This window comes from Micromonospora sp. NPDC051141, assembly GCF_044455765.1.
GTDB lineage: Bacteria > Actinomycetota > Actinomycetes > Mycobacteriales > Micromonosporaceae > Micromonospora.
Genome location: NZ_JBITFD010000026.1, coordinates 12381 through 33303, shown reverse-complemented (window position 1 = coordinate 33303; position 20923 = coordinate 12381). Strand labels below are relative to the sequence as shown.

At 72.3% G+C, this 20923-nt stretch carries 20 protein-coding genes; 5 read left to right on the top strand and 15 right to left on the bottom strand.

The window, feature by feature from the left end:
• Window positions 1–50: 50 nt before the first annotated feature.
• From ACIA6B_RS31365 to ACIA6B_RS31350, 4 genes are all read right to left on the bottom strand, one after another.
• Window positions 51–743 carry a hypothetical protein gene (locus ACIA6B_RS31365; protein ID WP_396778928.1) on the bottom strand — a complete coding sequence of 231 codons (693 nt, stop codon included), beginning with the start codon at window positions 741–743 and terminating at the stop codon, window positions 51–53.
• Window positions 740–1519 (bottom strand): hypothetical protein, encoded by a 780-nt coding sequence (locus ACIA6B_RS31360; protein ID WP_396778926.1) that lies wholly within the window; start codon window positions 1517–1519, stop codon window positions 740–742. Before ACIA6B_RS31360 ends, ACIA6B_RS31365 begins: the two co-directional genes overlap by 4 nt.
• Before the next feature lie 23 nt (window positions 1520–1542).
• Window positions 1543–1806 (bottom strand): hypothetical protein, encoded by a 264-nt coding sequence (locus ACIA6B_RS31355; protein WP_396778924.1) that lies wholly within the window; start codon window positions 1804–1806, stop codon window positions 1543–1545.
• Between the two features lie 153 nt (window positions 1807–1959).
• A complete protein-coding gene (locus ACIA6B_RS31350) occupies window positions 1960–2658 on the bottom strand; it encodes a helix-turn-helix domain-containing protein (RefSeq protein WP_396778923.1) in 699 nt (232 codons plus the stop codon).
• A 61-nt stretch (window positions 2659–2719) separates the two neighbouring features.
• On the opposite strand from ACIA6B_RS31350, the gene ACIA6B_RS31345 reads away from it, so the two are divergent.
• A complete protein-coding gene (locus ACIA6B_RS31345; protein ID WP_396778922.1) occupies window positions 2720–2938 on the top strand; it encodes a hypothetical protein in 219 nt (72 codons plus the stop codon).
• A 196-nt stretch (window positions 2939–3134) separates the two neighbouring features.
• On the top strand, window positions 3135–3335 hold the full coding sequence (locus ACIA6B_RS31340; protein WP_396778921.1) for a hypothetical protein: 201 nt from the start codon (window positions 3135–3137) through the stop codon (window positions 3333–3335).
• A 242-nt stretch (window positions 3336–3577) separates the two neighbouring features.
• Here the strand turns inward: ACIA6B_RS31340 and ACIA6B_RS31335 are convergent, their stop codons facing one another.
• The 4 genes from ACIA6B_RS31335 to ACIA6B_RS31320 all read right to left on the bottom strand — a co-directional run bounded on the left by ACIA6B_RS31335 (window position 3578) and on the right by ACIA6B_RS31320 (window position 8819).
• Entirely contained in the window at window positions 3578–4609 is a 1032-nt protein-coding gene (locus ACIA6B_RS31335; protein WP_396778920.1) for an NUDIX domain-containing protein, read from the bottom strand.
• Between the two features lie 122 nt (window positions 4610–4731).
• Window positions 4732–6147, bottom strand: coding sequence for a hypothetical protein (locus ACIA6B_RS31330; RefSeq protein WP_396778919.1), 1416 nt, complete (start codon window positions 6145–6147; stop codon window positions 4732–4734).
• Between the two features lie 106 nt (window positions 6148–6253).
• Entirely contained in the window at window positions 6254–8158 is a 1905-nt protein-coding gene (locus ACIA6B_RS31325; protein ID WP_396778917.1) for a ParB/RepB/Spo0J family partition protein, read from the bottom strand.
• Between the two features lie 97 nt (window positions 8159–8255).
• Entirely contained in the window at window positions 8256–8819 is a 564-nt protein-coding gene (locus tag ACIA6B_RS31320) for a hypothetical protein (protein ID WP_396778916.1), read from the bottom strand.
• A 112-nt stretch (window positions 8820–8931) separates the two neighbouring features.
• Here ACIA6B_RS31320 and ACIA6B_RS31315 point away from each other — a divergent pair, with 112 nt between their 5' ends.
• The 3 genes from ACIA6B_RS31315 to ACIA6B_RS31305 all read left to right on the top strand — a co-directional run bounded on the left by ACIA6B_RS31315 (window position 8932) and on the right by ACIA6B_RS31305 (window position 11347).
• Entirely contained in the window at window positions 8932–9969 is a 1038-nt protein-coding gene (locus tag ACIA6B_RS31315; RefSeq protein WP_396778914.1) for a ParA family protein, read from the top strand.
• 338 nt (window positions 9970–10307) lie between these two features.
• Window positions 10308–10775 (top strand): hypothetical protein, encoded by a 468-nt coding sequence (locus ACIA6B_RS31310; protein WP_396778912.1) that lies wholly within the window; start codon window positions 10308–10310, stop codon window positions 10773–10775.
• 179 nt (window positions 10776–10954) lie between these two features.
• A complete protein-coding gene (locus tag ACIA6B_RS31305; RefSeq protein WP_396778911.1) occupies window positions 10955–11347 on the top strand; it encodes a hypothetical protein in 393 nt (130 codons plus the stop codon).
• Window positions 11348–11406: 59 nt separating this feature from the next.
• Here the strand turns inward: ACIA6B_RS31305 and ACIA6B_RS31300 are convergent, their stop codons facing one another.
• The 7 genes from ACIA6B_RS31300 to ACIA6B_RS31270 form a co-directional block, all read right to left on the bottom strand.
• Window positions 11407–13431, bottom strand: coding sequence for a hypothetical protein (locus tag ACIA6B_RS31300; RefSeq protein ID WP_396778909.1), 2025 nt, complete (start codon window positions 13429–13431; stop codon window positions 11407–11409).
• Window positions 13432–13903: 472 nt separating this feature from the next.
• Window positions 13904–14158 carry a hypothetical protein gene (locus tag ACIA6B_RS31295; RefSeq protein WP_396778908.1) on the bottom strand — a complete coding sequence of 85 codons (255 nt, stop codon included), beginning with the start codon at window positions 14156–14158 and terminating at the stop codon, window positions 13904–13906.
• Window positions 14155–14571 carry a hypothetical protein gene (locus ACIA6B_RS31290; protein WP_396778907.1) on the bottom strand — a complete coding sequence of 139 codons (417 nt, stop codon included), beginning with the start codon at window positions 14569–14571 and terminating at the stop codon, window positions 14155–14157. Before ACIA6B_RS31290 ends, ACIA6B_RS31295 begins: the two co-directional genes overlap by 4 nt.
• Window positions 14572–14576: 5 nt before the next feature.
• Window positions 14577–15311, bottom strand: coding sequence for a Pycsar system effector family protein (locus ACIA6B_RS31285; protein ID WP_396778905.1), 735 nt, complete (start codon window positions 15309–15311; stop codon window positions 14577–14579).
• Window positions 15312–15397: 86 nt separating this feature from the next.
• A complete protein-coding gene (locus tag ACIA6B_RS31280) occupies window positions 15398–17830 on the bottom strand; it encodes a DNA translocase FtsK (RefSeq protein ID WP_396778904.1) in 2433 nt (810 codons plus the stop codon).
• A complete protein-coding gene (locus ACIA6B_RS31275; protein WP_396778902.1) occupies window positions 17827–18459 on the bottom strand; it encodes a hypothetical protein in 633 nt (210 codons plus the stop codon). Before ACIA6B_RS31275 ends, ACIA6B_RS31280 begins: the two co-directional genes overlap by 4 nt.
• A gap of 36 nt (window positions 18460–18495) precedes the next feature.
• The gene (locus tag ACIA6B_RS31270) at window positions 18496–20853 is read right to left on the bottom strand and encodes a hypothetical protein (RefSeq protein ID WP_396778900.1); all 2358 of its coding nucleotides are present in this window, start codon (window positions 20851–20853) and stop codon (window positions 18496–18498) included.
• Window positions 20854–20923: the final 70 nt, after the last annotated feature.

Genomic DNA, 20923 nt, shown 5'->3' with positions numbered 1-20923 from the left:
ATCGAGCGCGTGGGCCGGGGCCATTACGGGTGGTCCCGGCCCACGCCGCCTCAGACGAAGAACCCGTACTTGATCAGGTCGATGGGGCTGCCGGTCCAGACGGTGTTAGCGGCCACGGCGACGCGCCGATACGCCTCGTACTCGCCGCTGGCGAGGGTCACGTCCGCGCGGGGATCGCCGCTAAGGCGGCCGATCAGCAGCACCGCGTCGGCCTCGACGGCCGGGTCGGTGTGCGGGTCGGTGACGGCGGTGAGCAGGCCGTGCACCCGGGCCAGCGCGCCAGCGACGTACCGCTCGTGCTCATCGCGCTTGCTGCCCGACAGGTGCCGGCCGTCCGGGGCGAGGTCGTGTATGACGTCGACGACCAGATCGTCGCCACGGTCGTAGAGCTGCAGCAGCAGCGCGCCGCCGGCGGCGAGCACGGCCAGGTCCTCGGCGGGCAGGTCGACCACCCGCAGCGGCAGCAGCTCTAGGCGGCCGTTCGGGGCCAGGAGCCGACCGTAGCCGGCCTGCGCGGCGTCCTCGCCCTGGCCCGAGCGCACGAGATCCCAGATCCGCAGCATCGCCCGCAGGGCCTCGTCGCCGGCGAGGGGTTCGGGCAGGGCGTCGGGCTCGCCCGGCTGGCCCGGGTCGATGGCCGTCAGGATCTCCTCCACCTGCCGGATCACGGCCAGCAGCTCGTCGTCGAGGTCCGGCACCAGGCACCGCACCCGCAACCCGGTGGCGGCCTGGGCGTCGGTCACGAGGTCGCCTCGCCGGCAGCGGCCTGGTCGACGCGCTCGGCGTAGGTGCGGCCGGCGGTCCGGATCGCGTCGGCGGGCGTGCCATTGGACCAGTCCGGCAGGGCGCCGGTCTGCGGCAGCGGGGTGTTCCGGCGGGCGTGCTCGTCCAGCGCGTCGTTCACGACGTTCCACTCCGGCTGGCGATTCTGGCTGTAGCCGCGGTGGTCGTAGTCGGTGCGGACCAGCTCAACGCCGGTGGTGAGCCCGCGCTTGGCGAGCCAGTCCCGCGCGACGTCGAGGTACGCCGCGGCGTACGCGTCGCGGTCCTGCTGGTAGAGCGCCTCGATCGCCGTTTCGCGCGCTCCGACGGCGTCGGCCTGCTCGTCGCTGAGGCCGTCCGCGCTGGCGGCCTCGATGGCCGCGTCGAGGTCGGCGTCGTACAACTGAGAGATGCCGAAGTCGGCGAACACGTCGTCGGCGCTGAGGTGCAGCCGGTACGGCTCGGTGCGCCAGGCCAGCATCTGCTCCTCGCCGGCGTAGCGCTCGATGAGCTGGCGCACCAGGTCGGCCTCCCACGAGCCGGGCCGGCCCGCGAGCAGCGCGTCGACGCCGCCGAGGTTCGCCGCGACCGAGGTCAGCACCTGGGCGGCGAGGTCGGCGAAGTCGACCGGCTCCGTCGCCTCGGCCGGGGTGCCGCGACCACGGACCCTGGTCTGCCGCGCGAGCGAGGTCAACGCCTCGATCGCCCGCCCTGCCAGGGCATCGTCCGCGCCTGCGGCGGGATGGGTGCGGTCCATGAAGGTCTCCTCCCGTGGGGTGATCAGATGCCGAGCCGGTCGTAGATCCGAACCGCCGTGAGCCGGGCGAGCCGGCCCCACGGGTCGCGAGTGATGCCGTCGGGGTTGGTCAGCTCGTTCAGCCGGTCGAGCAGCTCGGCGACGACGAGTAGTTCCTCCTCACTGAGCACCGGCACGCCGGCGTCGGTGCGGTGCTTGTGGAACTTCTCCTCCAGGTACGCGACGCGCTGCTCCGGGGTGTCGGCCGGGCCGATCTCGAAGGGGTTGGTGCTGACTCCGTTGGTCATGGGTCTCTTCCTTCTTCTGGATGGTCTTGCGGGCTTCGGAACCCGGGTGACGCTACGGTCCGGGTCCGACAATTCCATGCCTCGATAAGATCAGTTATGAAGGCATGACGGGGTGGGCAGAATTCCGGGGAATCAGGACCGGGCGTCCTGGCGTCAGTCGGCCGTCTCGGCCTCGTCGTCGCGGGGCGAGTTCGGTCCCACGACCTTGAAGTCCTCGGGCTTAATCGCCAGGGGCAGCCCCGAGTTTTCGAGCGCGCTCACGATCTGCTCCACGAGGCGGTCCTCCTCGGCCCACCGGCGATCGCGCTCTTCACCTTCCAACCGGTCGGCGGCCCGGGCGGCCAGCACCTCGCGCAGCACCGTCACCTCGGGGGTCAACTCCAGGAATCCGCCAGCGCGCTTCCTCGCCCACTCGACCGACAGCCCGGCGTCCTCGGCCGCCTTGACGGCGAACGCGAGCTGAACCAGTGCGTCCATCTGCGCGGCGGCGGCGGCCCGGGTCTGCTCGGCCAACTCGTACGCTCGGCGCCTCCACCGGTCCAGCGCCGTCGCCGCGTCGAACGTGGCCGGCTTGTCGGCTAGCTCGCTCCAGATCCACAGGTCCAGAGCGGCGCCGAGGGCGACGACCTCGGAGAGCTTGGGCTCGCGGTGACCCTGCTCCAGCTTCCAGATCGTCGCCTGGGTGTAGGAGTGGCCGAGATCCTTCATCCGTTGCGCCAGCTCGGCTTGGGACAGGCCCCTCTCCTCACGGATCTTGCGCAGATTGATGGGGAAGCACTCCCCGACCGACGGGTCCCCGCTCAGCGTCACACTCGACCCCTTCTCCCGCGACTCCGAAACGGAGTCGTCCACGACTTCAAACCATAGTGTACGGTGCCGTGGAGTCAAGGCCCAATCCGAATTGGAGTCGAAGGTGGCGAAGGAGTCGCGGACCGTCGGGCGTCCGTACCTGCTCAGCGTGCGGGCGAGCCTCGTTCTGGCGCTGAGTCTGCTGGTTGGCAGCGCGGCTGCCGGATTGACCATCGCGTCTGGCGGTGGCTGGGCGGGCGCCCTGCTCGCTGGTGGCGCGGCGGTCGGCGGGGCGATCGTGCTGTTCAACCAGATCATCGATGACAGCGATGGTGTCCGGTGACCTGCGCGTAGACCGGAAGCGGGCCCGCCGACTGTCGGCGTGATGTCGGACTTGGCGTGTCGGTGCGGGCGTATCTCACGTCAATCCGTACCGTCACTGCCTAGCACTGCTGCAACCGCACGACCTCCAGGCCGGGCTCATCGCCTTGCCGGTGCCGCCCGGGCGCCCCGGACGTGGGCACCGGATTGGAGGTTCGGTGGTCAAGAAGCAGGAGCCGGAGCCACCAGGGCCGGCCTCGCGCTCAGCGCGGGTCTGGCCGGTCGTGAGGTCCACGCTGGAGCTGGCCGCGCTGGTCGCGGCCTACCGACAGCGCGAGGACCTCGCCGTGGTGGCAAAGGTCCTCGCGGTGTTGGGACAGTCGGCGACGGTCATGTTTTCCAGGCGCGAGCGTCGCTGACGTCCACCTGGGGGCGGGAGGCGTAGCTTCCCGCCCCTTTCTTCATGCCTCATTTTGGTTGAAGCGTTGTCACGCCCAAATGATGCATGGGGATGACCGTACGACAGACCGTGCTCTCCTGGGCTGCAGGTCGCCTAGTGTGTCGGTATTTTAGGTCTACGGGTGGTGGCATGACCGCTCCGATGTCCCCTACCGTTAGCTCTCGCGTCGGCGAGTCATCGGTGCGCGCACCGGGCGCGGGGTTAGCGCCTCGACGCAGCTCTACGTGTGCCGGCTGATGACCCCGCTGCGCACTGCTCGCACCAGCGGGTGACCGGGAACGCGCCCAGAGCATCGGCCGGCGCCGCTTCCAGGCACCACTCCTGTTGCAGGCCGGGGATCTTGTCGCCGGTATTGACGACCCACTCGTGGTGAATCTGCTCGTGCGGGTGGGCCGGGTCGGCCGGGTTCAGGGCCTCGCCCCAGATTTCGAGGGCGTAGCGGCGCAGGGCGGGCAGGAGTCGGGCCGGGTGGTGGTGGCCCAGGGCGATGATGTCGCCGTCCTCGCCGATGTCGGCCAGGGCGATGCCGTTGATCTCGGCGGTCGTGGTGATCGTCGGCCAGGCCGGGGTGCCGAGCAGGTCGGTGAGCATCGGCTGGTGCGCGGAGAACACGATCCCGTCGTAGGCGGTGGCGAGGTGGCGGGCGAGGTCGGCATAGCTGGTGGCGCGGACCCAGGCCGCGCGGGCGGCGTCGTCCCCGGCGACGAGTGGAGGCAGGCTGTCGGGCTCGTAGACGCCGAGGCTGACGGTGGTCAGGTGGGTGACCATCCACGCCTCGTCCGAGCAGCGTGGGTCGGGCACGTAGCGCGTCGGCAGCGTGCGTACCCACGGGTCGGTGAGGTCGACGACCAGGCCGGTCTCCTCGGTCAGCTCCCGGCCGGCCGCGGCGAGGGGAGTCTCCCCGGGCTCGATGTGGCCGCCGGGCAGCGCCCACCCGCCGCCGTCGCGGCGCTCGATCATGACGATCCACCGGCCGCCGGTGGTGTCGGTGGTGGTCACCGCGGCGTCGGCGCACTGCGCCTCGCCCCAGTGCCCGAGGCGGTTGCGGCCGTAGCGGATGTCGGTGCGCTCGACCGGGTTGACCGGCCGGCCGTTGACGACGCGGAACGGGATCGCGGCGGCGGCCTGCCGGGCGGGCCAGTCGATGCGGGTCGGGTCGTACTGCGGGTCGGCCCAGCCCTGCCGAACGCCGAGGTAGACCTCGGGGTGGGTGTAGGCACGCAGGTCGGTCATGATGGGTCTGCCTTTCGGGTGTCTCGGGGTTGCTGCTCAGCGGTTTCGGGTGCCGGAGGTAGTGGTCGGGGTCGTGTTCCAGCACGGCCCCGACCGCGCGTACAGGAACGCCTGCGGTGGGCTCACCGGGGCGGGTCGATGTCGGCGGCGAGGCGGTCGCGCCAGGTGCGCAACTGGCGGGGGCTCAGCGTGATGGTGACCGCGTCGATGCCGTCGCCGACCTGCAGGAGCATCCCGCGCTCGTGCTCGTAGTCCGACCAGTCGATGTAGCGGGGGTCGTTGGCGGCCGGCCAGTACGCGTTGGGCGTGTCGTCGACGTCGTCGGCGTTGAGCGTCTCGGTCAACGCCTCGCACAGCTCCCGCATCTGAACCGGGTTGAGGTCGAGCAGGACGGAGCTGCCGTGCCCGTCGGCGACCTCCAGGCTGCGGCCCCCGTCCCCGGTGGGCACCGACCAGTCCAGCACGATGCCGTCGCCCAGGTGCAGCGCCGGCCCGCCGACCCGTGAGGCGGTGGAGGCGAACGCGCGGAGCCGGCCGGCGAGGTGCCGGGCCTGCGCCGGCGTGTGCACCGCGGTGTACGGCTGCCAGAACTCGGCCGCCGGGTCCTCGTCGCCTTCGACGCCGGTGACCGCGACCCCCACGGCGCCGTCGTGGTCGACCAGCTCCATCCACAACGCGCCTGGGTCGCCGCCGGCGTCGCGGATCGCCGTGGTGGCCACGTGTCGGCGCGTCGGCGGTCCGGCGGCCGGCTCCCGCTCCCGCAGCAGGGCCAGCAGGTCGGTCACGGTCACCGGCAGCTCGTCGTCGACGATCCGGACCCGCTCACCGGCGAGGTCGGCGTCGCCGGCGATCAGGTGCTCCAGGCGCTGCGCGGCCCGCCCCCACCTGGTCGGCGCCGACGGCCGACGCCCAGCTTCGGCGAGCGCGGCCAGCTCGTCGAGGTGCCCGGCGGCGGCCTGCGCCTCGGCCGGGTCCAGGTGCGGCGGGTTGTAGAAGCCCACCGGCCCAGCGCCGGCGAGCTGCTCCGCGCCGGTCACCGGATTCCAGGTGCCGGGCGACGTGCCGACCGCGACATACTGGCCGCCGTCCCACCGGGTGCCACCGTCGCCGTAGTCCAACACCGCCAGCACGGTGGCGGGGCCGGCCGCGCTGGCCACCCGGTCGGTGTCGTGGCAGGTATCGCCGTCGGCGCAACCGAGCAGGTCGGCGATACCAGTCGACGGCTGCTCCGGGTCGTCGCCGGTTGGGTGGGTAGGGGGCATGGTGTCCTTCCGGGGTTCGGGGGCGCGGTGCCGGCCGGCCGCGTCGTCGTTCATCCAGTTCTTGTCGCCGGCATCCGGCGCGGCGGCGTAAGCCTCACCGACGGTCGTGTGATTCGTGAGGATCTGGTGGGCGCTGGTAAGCGCGTCCGCCATCACCGTGGCCTGGCCCTGGGCCGCGCTCAGGTGGCCGATCGCGTCGGTGCCGACCTGGCGGCGGCCCATGGTGGCGATGGTGCTCCCCAAGCTGGCGGCGGTGTCTGCGGCGGCTGCGCTCATCGCTGCGGTGTAGGCCAGGGCGGCAGCGTGCGATTGCACCTCCCCGACGGTCGCTGTTGCTGGCCGGACAGCGTCGGCGACGAGCGGGGCGCTGTCGTTGCCCACGTCAGCACTCCCCGGTCAGGTCGGCCACGTACTCGAGTGCCGCGTTGCCGTCGGCGCGGGCGGTCCACCCGTGGCCGACCACGCCGGCGTCGGCGAGGATCCCGGTGGCCCACGCGCACGCCTGGTCGACGGCGGCGGCGGTCAGGTCGTCGTGGTCGGCGTGGGGCTTGTCGTCGGCCAGCAGCAGCCACAGTTCGTCGACCGGGTCGTGCACCAGCCGCCACTCCGTCACCGGCCCGGTCCCGGCCGCCGTGGCGGTCGGGTCCCCGGCGTGCACCGCGAGGTATGCCGGTCGACCGGGAAGCAGTTGCCCATCGCACCAGCCGGTGACCTCGATGCGGTGCCGCTCGGCGAGCAGTTCAGTGGCCCACGCTTGGGCGGCGTCGACGTCGTCGGGGTTGGTCAGGTGTTCCGCGTACGCGGCCGGCTCGTCGATCCGCAGGTCGTAGTGCAGCAGCCAGCAGCACGCGTCCTCGGCGTCGAAGGACAGCGACACCCGCTCCGGGGTGGCCTCGTCAACGTGGGCGGCGGGCTCGCCGTCCGGCGGGTCGATGGCGGCCAGGCGGCCCTGCTCCCACTCGCTCGGGGTGTAGCCGGCTTCTTGGACGAGGCGGTCCAGCCACGCCTGGTCGCTCTCGTTCCAGGACCGGTAGGTGGCGCGGGCCTGGACCTCGCGGCGGGCGATCCCGAGTGCGTGCGCGGCCTGTACCCGGGTGCTCCAGTCCGCCTTGCGGATGTCCTCCCACCACCGGTAGTTGGGCAGGGCCGAGTCGGGGCCGATGCCGGCGGCGACGAGCCACCGGTGTGCGAGCTGGGCGCACTCGTTGCCGGGTGCCCACAGCCAGGCGTCGATGATGTCCTCCGCCGACTTTGGCAGCTTCGGTGCGCGGGCGGCCAGCAGCGCGGCGGCCTCGGCCCGTGCGGTCATCGACTTGCGGCGCTCCCTCTCGTCGATGATCCGCTTCTGCTCGGCGGGGTTGCGGTTGTCGGCGGCCTTGGGCTTCCGGCCGATCGAGTAGTAGGTGACCGCCCCGTAGGAGTCGACGCTGGCGGCCAGCTCGCCGGCCTTGCGGGCGGCGTCGATGGCCTTCGCGCCGGTCAGGCGGCGCTGCCAGTAGTCGTTGCCGAGCTGCTTGAGAGGATCAGCGATGACCGGGGTGCCTTCGGCGGCCAGCTTCTTGCCGGCCGCGTCGATCGTCGCTTGGCGCTCGCGGATCCGCTGGACCTCGTTGACCAGGTTCGCGGCGCTCCAGTGGGCCCGGCGGTCGTCGCGAAGCTGGTACGCGGCGAGCATCAGCTCCTGGTCGCCGGCGGCGTCGACGAACGCGAGCGCGTCCTTTATCTGCAGGGCCGGCTCCTGTGCGTCGCTCTGGTCGTCGTCGGGCCTCTGGTCGGTCTCCAACGCGGCCAGCATCGCCTCGGGCAGCTTGAGCAGCTTCAACCGCTTGGACACGTGCGACTGCGAGCAGCCGACCTTGGCAGCAATGTCGCGTTGCTTCCGCCCGGCGGCTTCCTGCTCGGCGAAGGCACGGGCCTCCTCGACGGGGCTCAGCGGCGCCCGGGCCACGTTCTCCGCCGTCATCACGTCCAACTGCGCCAGCGGGTCGTCGGCGATGGCGTCCTCGCGGACCAGCACGTTCAACGTGGCCTCCGGGTCGTCCCCGTAGACCCGGCTGGCTGCGGTACGTCGACGGGCGCCGACCAGCACCACCCACTTGGCGCCGGCGATCTCCTCGGCGTGCTTCGGCCACGCTGCGGCGACTCGGTCCGCCGGGAGCACCACCGGCGGTTGGATGACGCCGACCTCCCGTATCGACGCCTCCAGGTCACCCAGGTCGCCCAGCACCTTGCGCGGGTTCGCTGGGTGAGTGATGACGTCGGACAGTGCGGCCGACTCCGGTCGCATCGGCGCGACAACTACCGGGCTTGATTCCTGAGAATCAGCGGCCTCGTCGCTGTGGGACTGTCCTTCCTTCGGCACCGTCACGAATCCTCCCTACCGGTCATCGAGTTGCCTCCCCTGTGGCGTCCGTATCGGGCTTCCTGACCATTCCCGTCCGGTCGACCAGACCTGGCCACCGGAGACGCGCCGCCTGCCGCGTCATCCCGGCTGCTTCACCGATCGCTGGGTAGTTGGCGCCGCATCGCGCGGCATCGGATGCGGCAGTGTTCGCCAACTCATCCGCCGCTGCGCGGATGGCCACCAGGGCAGCGAGCTGCCGCAGGTGGATCCACTCCTGAGATGTACTGACGCTGTCGCGCGCCGTCTGGCTCGTGATACGCGACGCCAGATCCGCAACAAGGTCCTGCACCACCTGGCGGTCGATGTCGTGCGCGTTTGTGCGTGCCGTAGCGCTCACTCCTTCTTTCGAGGTAGCTGATCCACTGTCGTGGACAAGGTGACTTGTCATGCCGTCCACTCTGGCGCTGACAATATCGCTTGTCAAGTGATGAACGTTGTTGCGTGCTCTATAGCGCGTCGTATCGCGGGCTCTATCGCACGCGTACCGCCGGGCGAGCTTGGTTGCACGACCGCTCGCGCGTTTTCCGGCGATGTTGCTGGTCATCGTGGGTGTGATCTTCGGCGCGCGCCGACGCGCGGCACCTGGCGCGATGGGCCTCGTGGGTGATAGGCACACGGCCGAAGACGCAACCTGCGCGATGAGAGAAGGCAGACCGATGACGTTCGGGCAGATGGTGGGCGCCGATCCCGACCTCGTGGCGGCGATGGAGCTGTCGCGTCGACTACGGCCGTCCCTCGGCCGCGTGCTGGCGGTGCTGAACGGGAAGGGCGGCCAGGGCAAGACATCGGTGACCGCGAACCTGGGTGGTCTGCTGGCGCTGGCAGCGGAGCAGGCGAACTCCCCGCGGCGGGTGCTCCTGGTCGACTGCGACCCGCAGGGCAACCTCGGCCTGGACCTCGGTTACCTCAAGCCAGAAGACGTCCCCGCCGACGGGCGGCTGCCGGAGGGCGTGCAGGTGGGCGACGACGGCAAGGGGCTGATGACGGCCTTGCAGGCGGGGACAGTGCCGCACCGGCTGCGCGACGTTCGCCCGTGGCTGGACGTCATCCCCGGTGGATCAGCCCTGGACGAGGTCAACGGCATGATCTTCGGCAAGACGGCGCGGGGCCACGCCCACCAGGCCCGCCTCGCTCTGGCGGAGGTCCTGGCGACGGTCGCCGATGAGTACGACTGGATCCTCATTGACTGCCCCCCGCGTGAGATCAACCTGCAGGACCTGGTCCTGGTCGCAAGCCGGGCCGCGCTGGTGCCGGTGAGCTTCGACCAGGCCAGCCGGCAGGGTCTGTCCGGCGTCGCGGAGCGGTTCGGTAGGGCGCTGACGATCAACGAGCAGTTGGAGCTGCTCGGCGTGGCCATGTTCGGGTTCCAGTACCGCGTCAACCGCAAGGGCGACGAGGTCGGGCAGCGTCGGGAGGTACGGCGCGAGCTGGAGGAGGACCTGCGCGCCGCCGGCACCGACGCCCTGGTGTTCAACTCCGTCATCCGCTACATGCCGTCGGTCGCCAAGGCCTGCCGCGACCGTGGCCAGCTCGTACACGAGCTGGAGCAGGTCGAGGGCCCGAAGTGGTGGGAGGTTCGCGCCGGCACCGCCAAGGGCCGGCCTGTGCCCAGCAGCGAGGCCGGAAAGGTCGCCCAGGAGTACGAAGACCTCGCCGGTGAGGTCTTCACCCGGTTCAGCCAGTTGGGGCGGTGAACGTGAGCGAGCAGGAGAATAACGACGCCTACACCCCGCCGGCGCCGAAGCTGCGCGGCTTCGGCAACCGAGGGTCTTCCCTGGCAGGGTTGGTCAGCGCTGACCGCACCTCGGCGGTGTCAGCGCTGACCACGCCGGCGACCAGCCCTCGCGTGCCTGATGACACGGAATCAGCGAGCCCGACCCCTGCCACCCAAGCCGAGGCGGCGCCGGCCGCCGCCGAGGAACCGCCGGCGGCCGGCGCCGCCCGTACAGAGGCCGCGCCCGCCGCTCCCGCGCGGGCAGCGTCCGCGCCGGCGGCGGAGGAGACATCGACGGGCCGCGCCGCGGCTACCGGGATGCCGGACCTGTCGGTAGACATGGACGATCCCGCCGCACTGGCGGTCAGCCCGACGGTCCTCAGCGTCCCGGCGCCGCTGATGGCCCGGTTCGAGCGGGCACGGCGCACCTCCAACAGCAACACCGAACTCGTCCTCGACGCGCTGCGCGCACATCTGGCCGAGCTGCCCCGCCTGGTCGCCGACGCGCGCCGTCCAGCCGCCACCGACGCCAGCGAGCCGTTCCCGTGGCGCACCTCCACGCAGCGGCGTACGGCGGCGGCCAAGGTCCGCCGGGTGCAGTTGCCGATCCGGCCCCTAGCCGGTGAACTCCAGGTCATCGACACCCTGGTCGGGTGGGTGCAGCAGCAGCTCGGCGCTGGCCCTCGCTCCCTGGGCGGTCGCATCACCCGGTCCGAGGTGGTGGTGGCCGCCTTGGACGCCCACCTCCCCGCCGACCGACCGCGTGGTCGTCGACCCCGAGCCTGAGCAGCCCTCAGCAGAACCCTCGGGAGGGGTCAGGTCGAGCCTGCCCCTCCCGAGCTAGGCAGTCGGCCAAGGAAGGGAAAGCGGCAGAGGTGGCAAAGAAGCGCAGACCGCCAATCCGGAAGCCGATTCCGGAGGCCAGGCTGAGTGCTCCTGGGCAGCACGGTGGTGCTTCCACGGGGGTGCAGCGAGCCAAGGAGCGCGAGGCTGCAGGTGAGGTAGCCACACGCCAAGCGAGCCTGGCGGATCTCAGCGCCTACCAGCGCCAGGTGCTGCACGGCCTGTCGGATGACCTTGAGGCGGTGCTGCTCCTGATGGCCAGCGTGGTCTACGAGAAGGACAACAAGAATCGGGAGTTTCTGGCGACGAGTGTGCTGACCTGGCTGAAGCACTACCCCTCGACACCTGCCGTGCTCGCCTATCAGGAGTTTCGCGCTGACTACGGCAGCGCCCCGAGCGAGGTGCTCGGCGTCATGTTGATGTGCGCGGAGAGTGCCCTCGACGGTGGACCCTTGGCCTCGGAAGAGCTGCGCGATCGCTGGTCACTCGTTTCGGCAACGCATCTCCGCAAGTGAGCGGAGGAGCTGCCGGACCAGTAGGCCCGGTGACCACGCACGTTCGGGGAAGCGGGGTTCTAGGGCCGTCCGCTGGGCGGGAGGCCGGCACCCGGCTGCGCGACCTCGGGCCACTCGCACTCATCGACTGGCGGCGTGGTGTCGAGCAGCTCGGCGCGGTCGGCGCGGCGCAGGCGCCCGGAGGTGCGGGCGCGGATCGCGACGAGTGCGGCCTCGGCGGCGGCGCTACGGCGGCCGGGACGGATGGCAGCCTGGTCGCGGTCGTCCCGGTCGGCACGAGCCACGTACTGGCGCTCGCGTTGCCTGGCGGCTTGGTCGGCGACCAGGGCCCGGCGGTGCTCGGCGTGCCGGCGGGCCTGGTGCGGCGGCGTGACCGAGGTCGTCAGCGCGTCCTCGAGTACCGCCCGAAGGTACGCCACCGGGCTGTCGGGCTCGACCAGCAGCGGACGGGTCCGGGCCTGCCGGACCCAGCCGTCCAGGGTCTCAGCCGTCCAGTCCGGACCAAGCGTCGCGCCCAGCGTGGCGGCCACCCGGGGCAGGGGAGTGCCGCGCAGCCACACCCATCGGCCCTGAACAGCCCGTGCGAGGTCGTAAGCCCATCCCGACCACTCAGGACGTGGCCGGGCCCGTCGTGACGCGCCACCGGGCCTCTGAGCCGGCCTAGGACGCTGTACAGGGTGTGACCCGGCAGGCCCGCGATCGACTCCGCTCCTCGTTGATGAGCGCGAAGCGCCGTTCTTCCTCCGGCTCTGCCGGTTCCACGACGGAGTGAACGCGATCGACGGTGAAATCAGCAGACCCCGAGACAAGCAGGAGTAAACACTCATAGCTGAAGACACCGTGTGGGGGGTGCGGAAATTGGTGGCTTGGTCGCGGGCCTGGTCGCGGACGACGGCGACGGCTTCGCGCATCCGCCGGCGACGGACCTGTTCGCGGTAGTCGACCCAGCCGCCAGCACGGGCTTCGAGTGCGTCGACGCGCTCCTGGGCGGCGGCGAGCAGACCGCGGGCGTGCTCCAACAGACCGGCCAGGATGTCCAGGGCGTCGGCCAGGTAGGCGTCCCGGGCGGCCGGGTCGCTGTGGTGCAGCGGTCCGCGGTACAGCGGGGTGATGTCGAACGTGGCGCGGGCTTGGGCGCGGCCGGTGGCGCACCGCTCGGCGTAGCTGAGCCGGCGTCCCTGCTCAGTGCGGATGCACCAGCCCAGGGCCTCGGCGCGGCGCCAGGCGTCGGTGACCGGGCGGGTGGAGTCGCAGCCGACCAGCTCGACGGTCTCGGCCCGGCCGGGCATCGCGCGGCGGCCGGAGCGGCGGTCGGCGTCGACGGCCATGACCGCGCAGACCCAGCCCAGCGCGGAGCGGCGCCCGCGACGGCTGGTGCGGGCGGCAGCGTCGCGGGCCAGAAGGTCCGCGAGTAGCCACACGGGCCGGCCCCAGCTGTCGCCGGCGTGGAACGCGGCCAGGGTCTCGGTGAGCCGGTCGATCCAGGCGGTCAGCTCCTCAACGCGCTCGCGGGCCTCGGTGACCTCGGCGAGCTGCGCGAAGCGCGCGGCGATGGCCGCAGCCTCCAGTGCCTCAGTGTGCTCGTGGTCGGCACGGGGCAAGGCCAGCCACGAGTACCCGCACAACCAGCACGTCGGCACCGGCTCCGGCTCACCGCACGCCGCGCACCCGGCGGGCTCGTCGACGTCCAGGCGCTCGCGCAGCTCGGCCACCAGGCGCTGCTGCTGCCGTACGGCCTGCCGATCGGTGCGGCTGCGCCAGCACGACCAGCAAAGGGCCTCGGAGCCCTCGCCGTCGCGGGGGAGCCCCTGCTTGTCCCGGCCGGCCACTGCGCAGGACACACAGGGCATCTGCAGGCCGGTCGGGTAAACCGGCCGGCGGCGGGCGCCGGGGGCCGCGGCGAGACGGGCCTGCCCCGTGCCGGTGAACTCCACCAGCAGCCGCTGCTCAACCAGGTGGGTGTGACAACGGAGCTGGCCAGCCACAAGGAGGGAGATGCCGCCGGTGGCGTAGCAATCCGGGCAATACCCGAGCGCGACGACCCGATCAGGCGAGAAGGTGGTCGAGTTAGGCGTGGCGATCATCGCGACACCGCCAGGCAAAGACCACCTGCGGCAATTGCGGCCACGTTGAAGGGCAGGACTGGGCGCGCAAAGGACTCAGCGCGACACGCAGGAAAAGTGTCGAGAGACAAAGATGCACCCAGCCCGGAGGTGGATGCTATGGTGTCCTCCGAGCTTGTTGGAGCCTCAGACCCCGAACTCGCGGCCAAACGAAACGGGGGTTTGGGGCTCTCTTGCTGTCTGCAGTTAGGGGTTGAGCGCGGGCGCTCCCTCAAGATCAAAGTCTGAATGTAACCCGTGGATCTTACGGTGAAGCAGACCGTCACGGGGGCCGCAACACGCCCACGATCTGACTGTCCTGAGTGGACTTTTGCCCGAAATACGTACATATCGTTACTAGCCGGGCAGCCCTTGCATGCAAGGGTTTCCGATCGTGGGCACCGCGACGGGCGGCCCGACGAATCGGGCCGCCCGTGCGCGGTGTGCGGGGTGATCACGCGGGCAGGTGGATGGTGTCGCAGTACACGGCCGCGCCGTCGCCGTCGTGGGCGTACAGCTCGCCGTAGCGGTCTTCGGGGCCGTTGACGGCGGCGAGCAGTCGCTGCGCCTGCCGCTCGGCCGCGTCGACGTCGTCGGCGGTGAAGTAGATGACGGCCTGCGGGTTGTCCGGCTCGGGGTCGGTGACGACGTCGAGGCGGTACTCGTCGGTGGTGCCGGTGACGTGCGTGGCGAACAGGCGGGCGGTCATCGGTTCACCGCCGGGGTGTGCGGGGCGTAGCCGGTGGTGAAGGGCCCGTCAGCGTGCGAGACGGTCCAACGCAGGCGGCGGCTGGTGAGCCAAGCGCCGGTGCGGCTGGCGAGGTCACGGTGCCAGCGCCGGATGCCCGCATCACCGCCACCGTCGGTGGTGAAGGCGAGCAGGGCATAGCCACCGGGAACGCCGGCGTCCGGCTCGCCGGGGTGCGCCTGGCCGTTGACGGGGAAGTGCACAGAGGCGAGGGCCGGCATGCCCTGGTCGGGCAGAGTTTGCAGCATGTGGATCCGGCCGTAGTCGACCAGGTGCCACCGGCCGTCCAGCGGCAGGCCGAGCACGGTGCGGGCGGCGGCGAACAGGTCGTAGGCGTCGACGCGGTCCTGCACGACGATCGTGGTGGTCGTCATCGCGTTCACCTGCCCCAGATCGCTGCGGCGGCGGTGACGGCGGCGCCGGCGTACCCGGCGAGCAGCAGCGGTACCGCGCGGGCGATCGCGGCGTACTTGGCGCGGGTGGCCCGGGAGAGCCACCACAGCTCGCGGGCACGGCTGAGCGGGGTCATCTGCGCGACGTGCTCGGCGTCGCCGCCGGCGACGCGGGCCAGGACGTCCGTGGGGGTATCGGCGTCGGCATATGCGACGAACCCGAAGTCCCCGCCGAGGCGGGGGCGGGAGGCCAGCAGGAGCAGGAGCACGGCGGCGAGGACCACCACAGCGGTGACCGCTCCGGCGGCCAGCGCGGTGGGGGAGAGGTGGCCTCCGGCTCCGGCGCTGCCGAGCACGGCCAGGCCGGCGCCGAGCAGCACTCCGGCCATCTGCAGGTAGCCGGACGCCTTGGGGTCGATGCGGGCCAGCTCGGCGCGGACGGTGGCGATTTCGACGTCCAGGGCGGCGGTCGCGATGCCCCGCCCGCAGGCGGAGGCGTGCGCGCCGGCGCGGGCAAGGATCTCCAGCTCGGAGAAGTCGCGGTCGGTGGTGCCGCAGCCGGTGCACCGGGAAGTGCTGTCGGCCAGGCTGGGGGAGATCTCCACAAGCACGGCGTGGGCGCCTGCGGTGGGGATCTGGAAGTGGCGGCGCTGGCCGCGCGGGTCGTGGTCGCTGGCGTACGCCGCGCCGAGGTAGGTCGGATCACCCGGATCGGGCACCATGGGGAGGACTCCTGTCGTCTGGTTGTGGATGGGGGAGTTGGCGGGCGGCCCCGGCTTTGGAAGGCAGGAGGGCCGCCCGCGCTGCGTTAGCGGCTGGTGCGCGGGAACGGCACCACGTTGGTGGCCGCGCCGTCGGTGTCGGCGTGCCGGCCGGTGAGGGTGGCGAGCAGGTCGGGCAGCTCGTCGGGGCGCAGCAGCACCTCGCGGGCCTTGGAGCCCTCGGCCGGGCCGACGATGCGCATCTGGTGCAGGGCGTCCATGAGCCGGCCGGCCTTGGCGAACCCGACGCGCAGCTTGCGCTGGATCATCGAGGTCGAGCCGAACTGGCTGGTGACGATCAGCTCGGCGGCCTGCACGAGCAGGTCCCGGTCGGCGTCGTCCAGGCCGGTGGCGTCGACGGCCCCGGCGGTCGCCGTGGTGTCGGCGGTCGGGGCGGCGGTGACGGTCGGGTCGTAGGCGGGGCCTGCCTGGCGGCGCCAGTGCTCGACGACGGCGGTGACCTCGGCCTCGGACACCCACGCGCCCTGGATCCGGACCGGGGCGGAGGCGCCCATGGGCAGGAACAGCCCGTCGCCCTGGCCGAGCAGCTTCTCGGCGCCGGGCTGGTCGAGGATGACCCGGGAGTCGGTCAGCGAGCTGGTGGCGAAGGCGAGACGGGACGGCACGTTGGCCTTAATCAGTCCGGTCACCACGTCGACCGAGGGGCGTTGGGTGGCCAGCACGAGGTGGATGCCGGCGGCGCGGGCGAGCTGGGTGATCCGCACGACGGACTCTTCGACGTCCTTGGGGGCGACCATCATCAGGTCGGCCAGCTCGTCGACCACGACCACCAGGTATGGGTACGGCTCCAGGGTGCGCTCGCTGCCGGCCGGGGCGGTGATCTGCCTGGCGCGGACCTTGCGGTTGAACTCGTCGACGTGCCGGCAGCCGTGGGCGGCCATGTCGTCGTAGCGCATGTCCATCTCCCGCACGACCCACTCCAGGGCGTCGGCGGCCTTGCGGGCGTTGGTGATGATCGGCGTGACCAGGTGCGGGATGCCGTCGTAGGCGGTCAACTCGACCCGCTTGGGGTCGATGAGCAGCAGCCGCACCTCGTCCGGGGTGGCCCGGGTCAGGATCGACACGAGCAGGGTGTTGAGGCAGCCCGACTTCCCGGCGCCGGTGGCCCCACCCAGGAGGAGGTGCGGCATGGCCGCGAGGTTCGTGGTCACCGCGGCACCATCGATGTCCTTGCCCAGCCCGACCAGCAGCCGGTGCTGGTCGCGGGCAGCGCCCCGGATGACGTCGCCGAGGGTGACGATCTCCCGGTGCTCGTTGGGCACCTCCACGCCGATGGCGCTCTTGCCCGGGATGGTGGCCAGCATCCGGATGTTCTCGGTCCGCACGGCGTAGCCGAAGTTCTTCGCCAAGCCGAGGACCTTCTCGACCTTCACCCCGGGCCCGATGGTGATCTCGTGCCGGGTCACAGCGGGTCCGCGCCGGTGGTCACTGACGCGGGCGTCGAGCTTGAAGTCGGTCAGCACGCCCTGCAACGCCTGCGCGTGGGCGGCGGTGGCCGCGTCCTGGGCCTTGGGCCGGGCCCCGGCGGCGAGCAGGTTCAGCGGGGGCAGGTGGTAGCGGGAGCCGGCCGTCGGGGCCTCGGCCGGGCAGGTGGCCGACGCGGCCGGCGCAGCCGGGGAGACGGGACGGACGGCGTGGGCCGCCGGGGCGGGCGCGGCGGGGGGCGGGTCGATCGCCTCGCCGACGATCACCTCTTCACCGGCGGCGAGGTCGAGCTTGGCGACGTCGTCCGACCAGCCCTGGGCCGGGGCCGGGGCCGTCGCCGTGACGGCGGCGGGACGGCGGGTGCCGGTGGGGAACAGGCCGGTCAGGCGGGTCCGCAGGCTGTCGCGGGTGGCGCCGGTGGCCAGCAGCAGCCCGGCAGCGGTGGCGGCCAGCAGCAGCGGCACCGCCGCCCAGCCGGTGATCCCGGCGGCCAGGACCCGGCCGGCGAGGCGGCCGATCAGGCCGCCGGCCTCGCCGAGGCCGGCGTGCGGAACGCGGGCGGCGACGGCCAGGTCGACCAGGCCGGCCACCCCGGTCGCGGTGAGTAGTCCACCGCCGATGCTGCGGCGTACTCGGGTGCCCCGGGGGTTCCGGAACGCCAGCACCGCGCCGGCGGCTAGGAGGGCCGGCATCGGCCAGGTGAGCTGCCCGACGAACAGGGCGCACAGGTCGGCCAGGCCGCCGGGCAGGGCGCCAGCCCAACCGCCGGGTCGCCACCACGCTCCGATCCCGAGTCCGGCGCCGGTGAGGGTCAGGGCCAGGCCGGTTCCGTCGCGGTAGCCGAACGGCGCGTCGACGGTCGGCTCGGCCGCGCGACGGACCAGCCAGCCGGCCCCGCCGGCGGCGCCCATCCAACTGATCGTGGTGACCTTGCCGGTGGTCTTCATGACGTTGGTCTTCTTCCGCCGGGCGGGCCGGCGGACCGGGCGGCGGGTGCTGGTGGTGCGCCGGGCGCCGGCGCGCGTGGTGGTCATCGGGTCACCTGCGATTCCGCGGAATCCGCGCCGGCGGGGCGGGTGATCACGATCGTGGTGTGCCGGGGGGCCGTGGCGCGGGCGAAGGCGGGCACGGCGAGCAGGGACCACACGGCGGCGGTGACGGCCACCGCAAGCTCCCGGTTGTCGGGTGGGCTGGCGGCCCACGCCATCGCCGCGGTGCTCACGCCGTGCAGGCACCAGCCGATGCGGGCGCCTCGGGCGCCGACGCTCGCGGCGACCAGCAGCACCACGCCGGTGAGGAGCCAGCCCCACCGCAACTGCTCGGCGGTGGCGGGCAGGCCGGCGGCGTGGGTGTCGATGTAGGCGTGCACCGGCGTGGTGATGGTGCGGGTGATCGGGCCGGTGGCCAGCCAACCGGCGGCGGCCCGCCCGGCGTCGCCGGCGATCTCACCGCCGGCGTCGAGCACGGCGATCAGCCCGGTGATCAGCTTCCACAACAGCCACAGCGCGCCGCCGGCGAGCGCGGACAGGACGGTCAGGACGCCGGCGACGACCCAGGTGTCGGCGCGGGTGACCCACGCCGGCACGCGGCGGGCCGCCGGGACGTTGGGGGCGGTGGAGGCATCGGCGGGGGAGTCAATGCCGGCGTCGAACTGCGGTTCCACGAGGGTTCTCCTTCGGTCGATGGGGCGGCGGGTGGTTCAGGCGTCGATGTCGGCGAGGGTCTGGTCGAGCTGGTCGGCGGTGACGAGCACGGTGGGGGTGCCGTCGGGGCCGGCGGGGCCGAGGACGCCGGTTTCGGTCATGCGGTCGAGCAGCCAGCGGGCCTGGTCGGTGGTGACGGACAGCCGGCGGGTGAGCATCGCGGGGGTGGGGATGCCGGTGGTCACGACCAAGGCGACGGCTTGGCGCAGCAGCTCGTCGACGGCGACGTCGGCGGCGTCGGTGGCGGGCTGGTCGCCGGCGAGGGCGTAGTGGCCGTGGCGGGCCTTGACCACGTCGCCGCGGGCGATCAGTTCGGACAGGGCCTTGATGACGCCGCTGTCGGACAGGCCGGTGACGGTGATCAGGTCGCCCTTCTTGGCGGTGCCGGCCTTGATGGCCTGGTAGATGTCGCGCGCGGCGGGGGTCAGGCCGGACGGGTCCGGCGCGGCGGCGGCCGGGGTGGTCGGCGCGGCCGGGTTCTCGGCGAGGGCCTCCAGGTTCAGGGCGCCGGGGAACGCGACGACCTTGCCGTAGCCGGCGGCCTGCCCGGCGTCGGCCGGGGTGGTCTTGGGGTTGGCGAACTCGACGGCGTCGATGCGACCGGAGATGAGGTCGTCGAGCTGGCCACTGAGTTCGGCGCGGGCGGCCTCGACGGCGACGTTGCGCTCGGCGTAGGGGGTGCCCAGGGCGCGCAGGGCGACCAGGTCGCCGTCCAGGGGCGCGTCGGGGGTGTGGGCGAGCCACCAGTGGGAGGTGCCCTCGCGGGCCTGCGCGCCGGCGTGCACGGCGTCGAGTTCGTCGTCGTCGAGTTCGGCGAGGTAGTAGGACCGGAACGGGGCGGTGCGGTCGGTGGTGCCGACCGCGGCGACGGTGTAGCCGTAGCCGGGCAGGTCGGGCAGCAGCGTCGGGTCGAAGTCGAGGTTGAGGACGCTGGCGGTCTGGGTGTTGGTGGTGCGTAGCACCACGGTGTTGCCGCGCCGCACCGCGTTGCGCAGGCCGTTGCTGCCTCCGAAGGTCGGCAGGTCGCCTTCCTGGCTGGCGAGGATGAGGGCGATGCCGAGCTTGCGGCCGACGCGGCCGATGCGCTCGCAGATGGCGGTGGCCTCTTCGCCGTAGACCGCGTCGCTGAGGATCATGTGGCACTCGTCGAGCACCGCGACGATGCCCGGCCGGTCACGGCGGGGGGTGAACCCGTTGCGGCCCCGGGCGGAGTTCTCGATGCCGCGCCAGTACACGAGGCGGTCCAGGCCGCGCAGCATGGCCATGATCTGCTCGTTGCCGCGCGCGGCCCAGGTGGCGTTGCTGGCCAGCGCGTCGCTGCTGGTGCCGCCCTGCGGGTCGCCGTAGAAGGTGGTGACCAGTCCGGAGGCGCGCATGGAGCACAGCAGCGCCTCCAACAGCCGGGACTTTCCGGAGCCGATGCCGCCGATGACCAGGCCACCCCAGATGGAGTTGTGGCTGAACAGCTTCCACGGGGCCAGGCCCTCGCCGTCGGCGTAGGGGCCGAGGAACACGGTGCCGACACTCGTGGCGGGGTCGTAGTCGAGCTGCGGGCCCCGGTAGGGCTGCGACACCTTGATCGGGGACTTGCGGACCACGGTCAGCGCGACCCGGGAGGCGTCGCCGGAGGTGTGGCGCTCCAGGACGATGTCCTCCTGGGCGACGTGCAGGCCCGAGGCGATCAGTGTCAGCGCGGCCATTGCCGTGGCGATCGACTGGCGGCCAGCGCGCAACTGCACGTTGTAGCGCTCCTTGTTGGCGCTGATCTGCGGGTCGGTCAGGTACGACTCCGGCAGCGCGCCGCCCTTGCTGGCGACGTTCGCGGCCCACAGCGCGGGCACGCTGTCCAGGTCGAACGCTGGCGTCGGCGCGGTGACCGGGGTGAGGTTCGGGATGCGGTGGTGCCGCCACCACGGGGTGGCCAGGCCGAAACCGATACCGGCCAGGGCGGCGGTCATGGTCCAGTCCACGCCGTTGCCGGCGGCGACGGTCAGCCAGGTCACGGCGGCGGCCAGGCACGTGTACAGCCAGGTGCGGACCCGGCGGGTGCGGCCCCGACGCAGGACCATGGCAACGATGACGGCGGCCAGGCCGGCGGTGCCGGCGGTCGTGGCGGACACGGCCTCGGCGTCGCCGGTGAGCCACACAGCGGCACGGGCCAGCCACGCGGCGGACCACACGGCCACCAACACCTTGTGCGGGGCGCTCTGGTGGCGCAGCCGGTAGCGCATCCGGTCGCGGCGGCGCGCCTCGCGGTCGGCGCGGATCTGCGCGGCGGTGGGTCCCGTCGACGCGGGTGCCGGCGGCGCGGCCATGGCCTCGACGGCGGTCAGGCCGGGCTTGGTGTGGACCATCGTGGATCACCTCGACTCTCGACGGGGGAGGGTTGGTGCGGGAGCGGGGTGGCCGCCCGGCCGGAGGGGA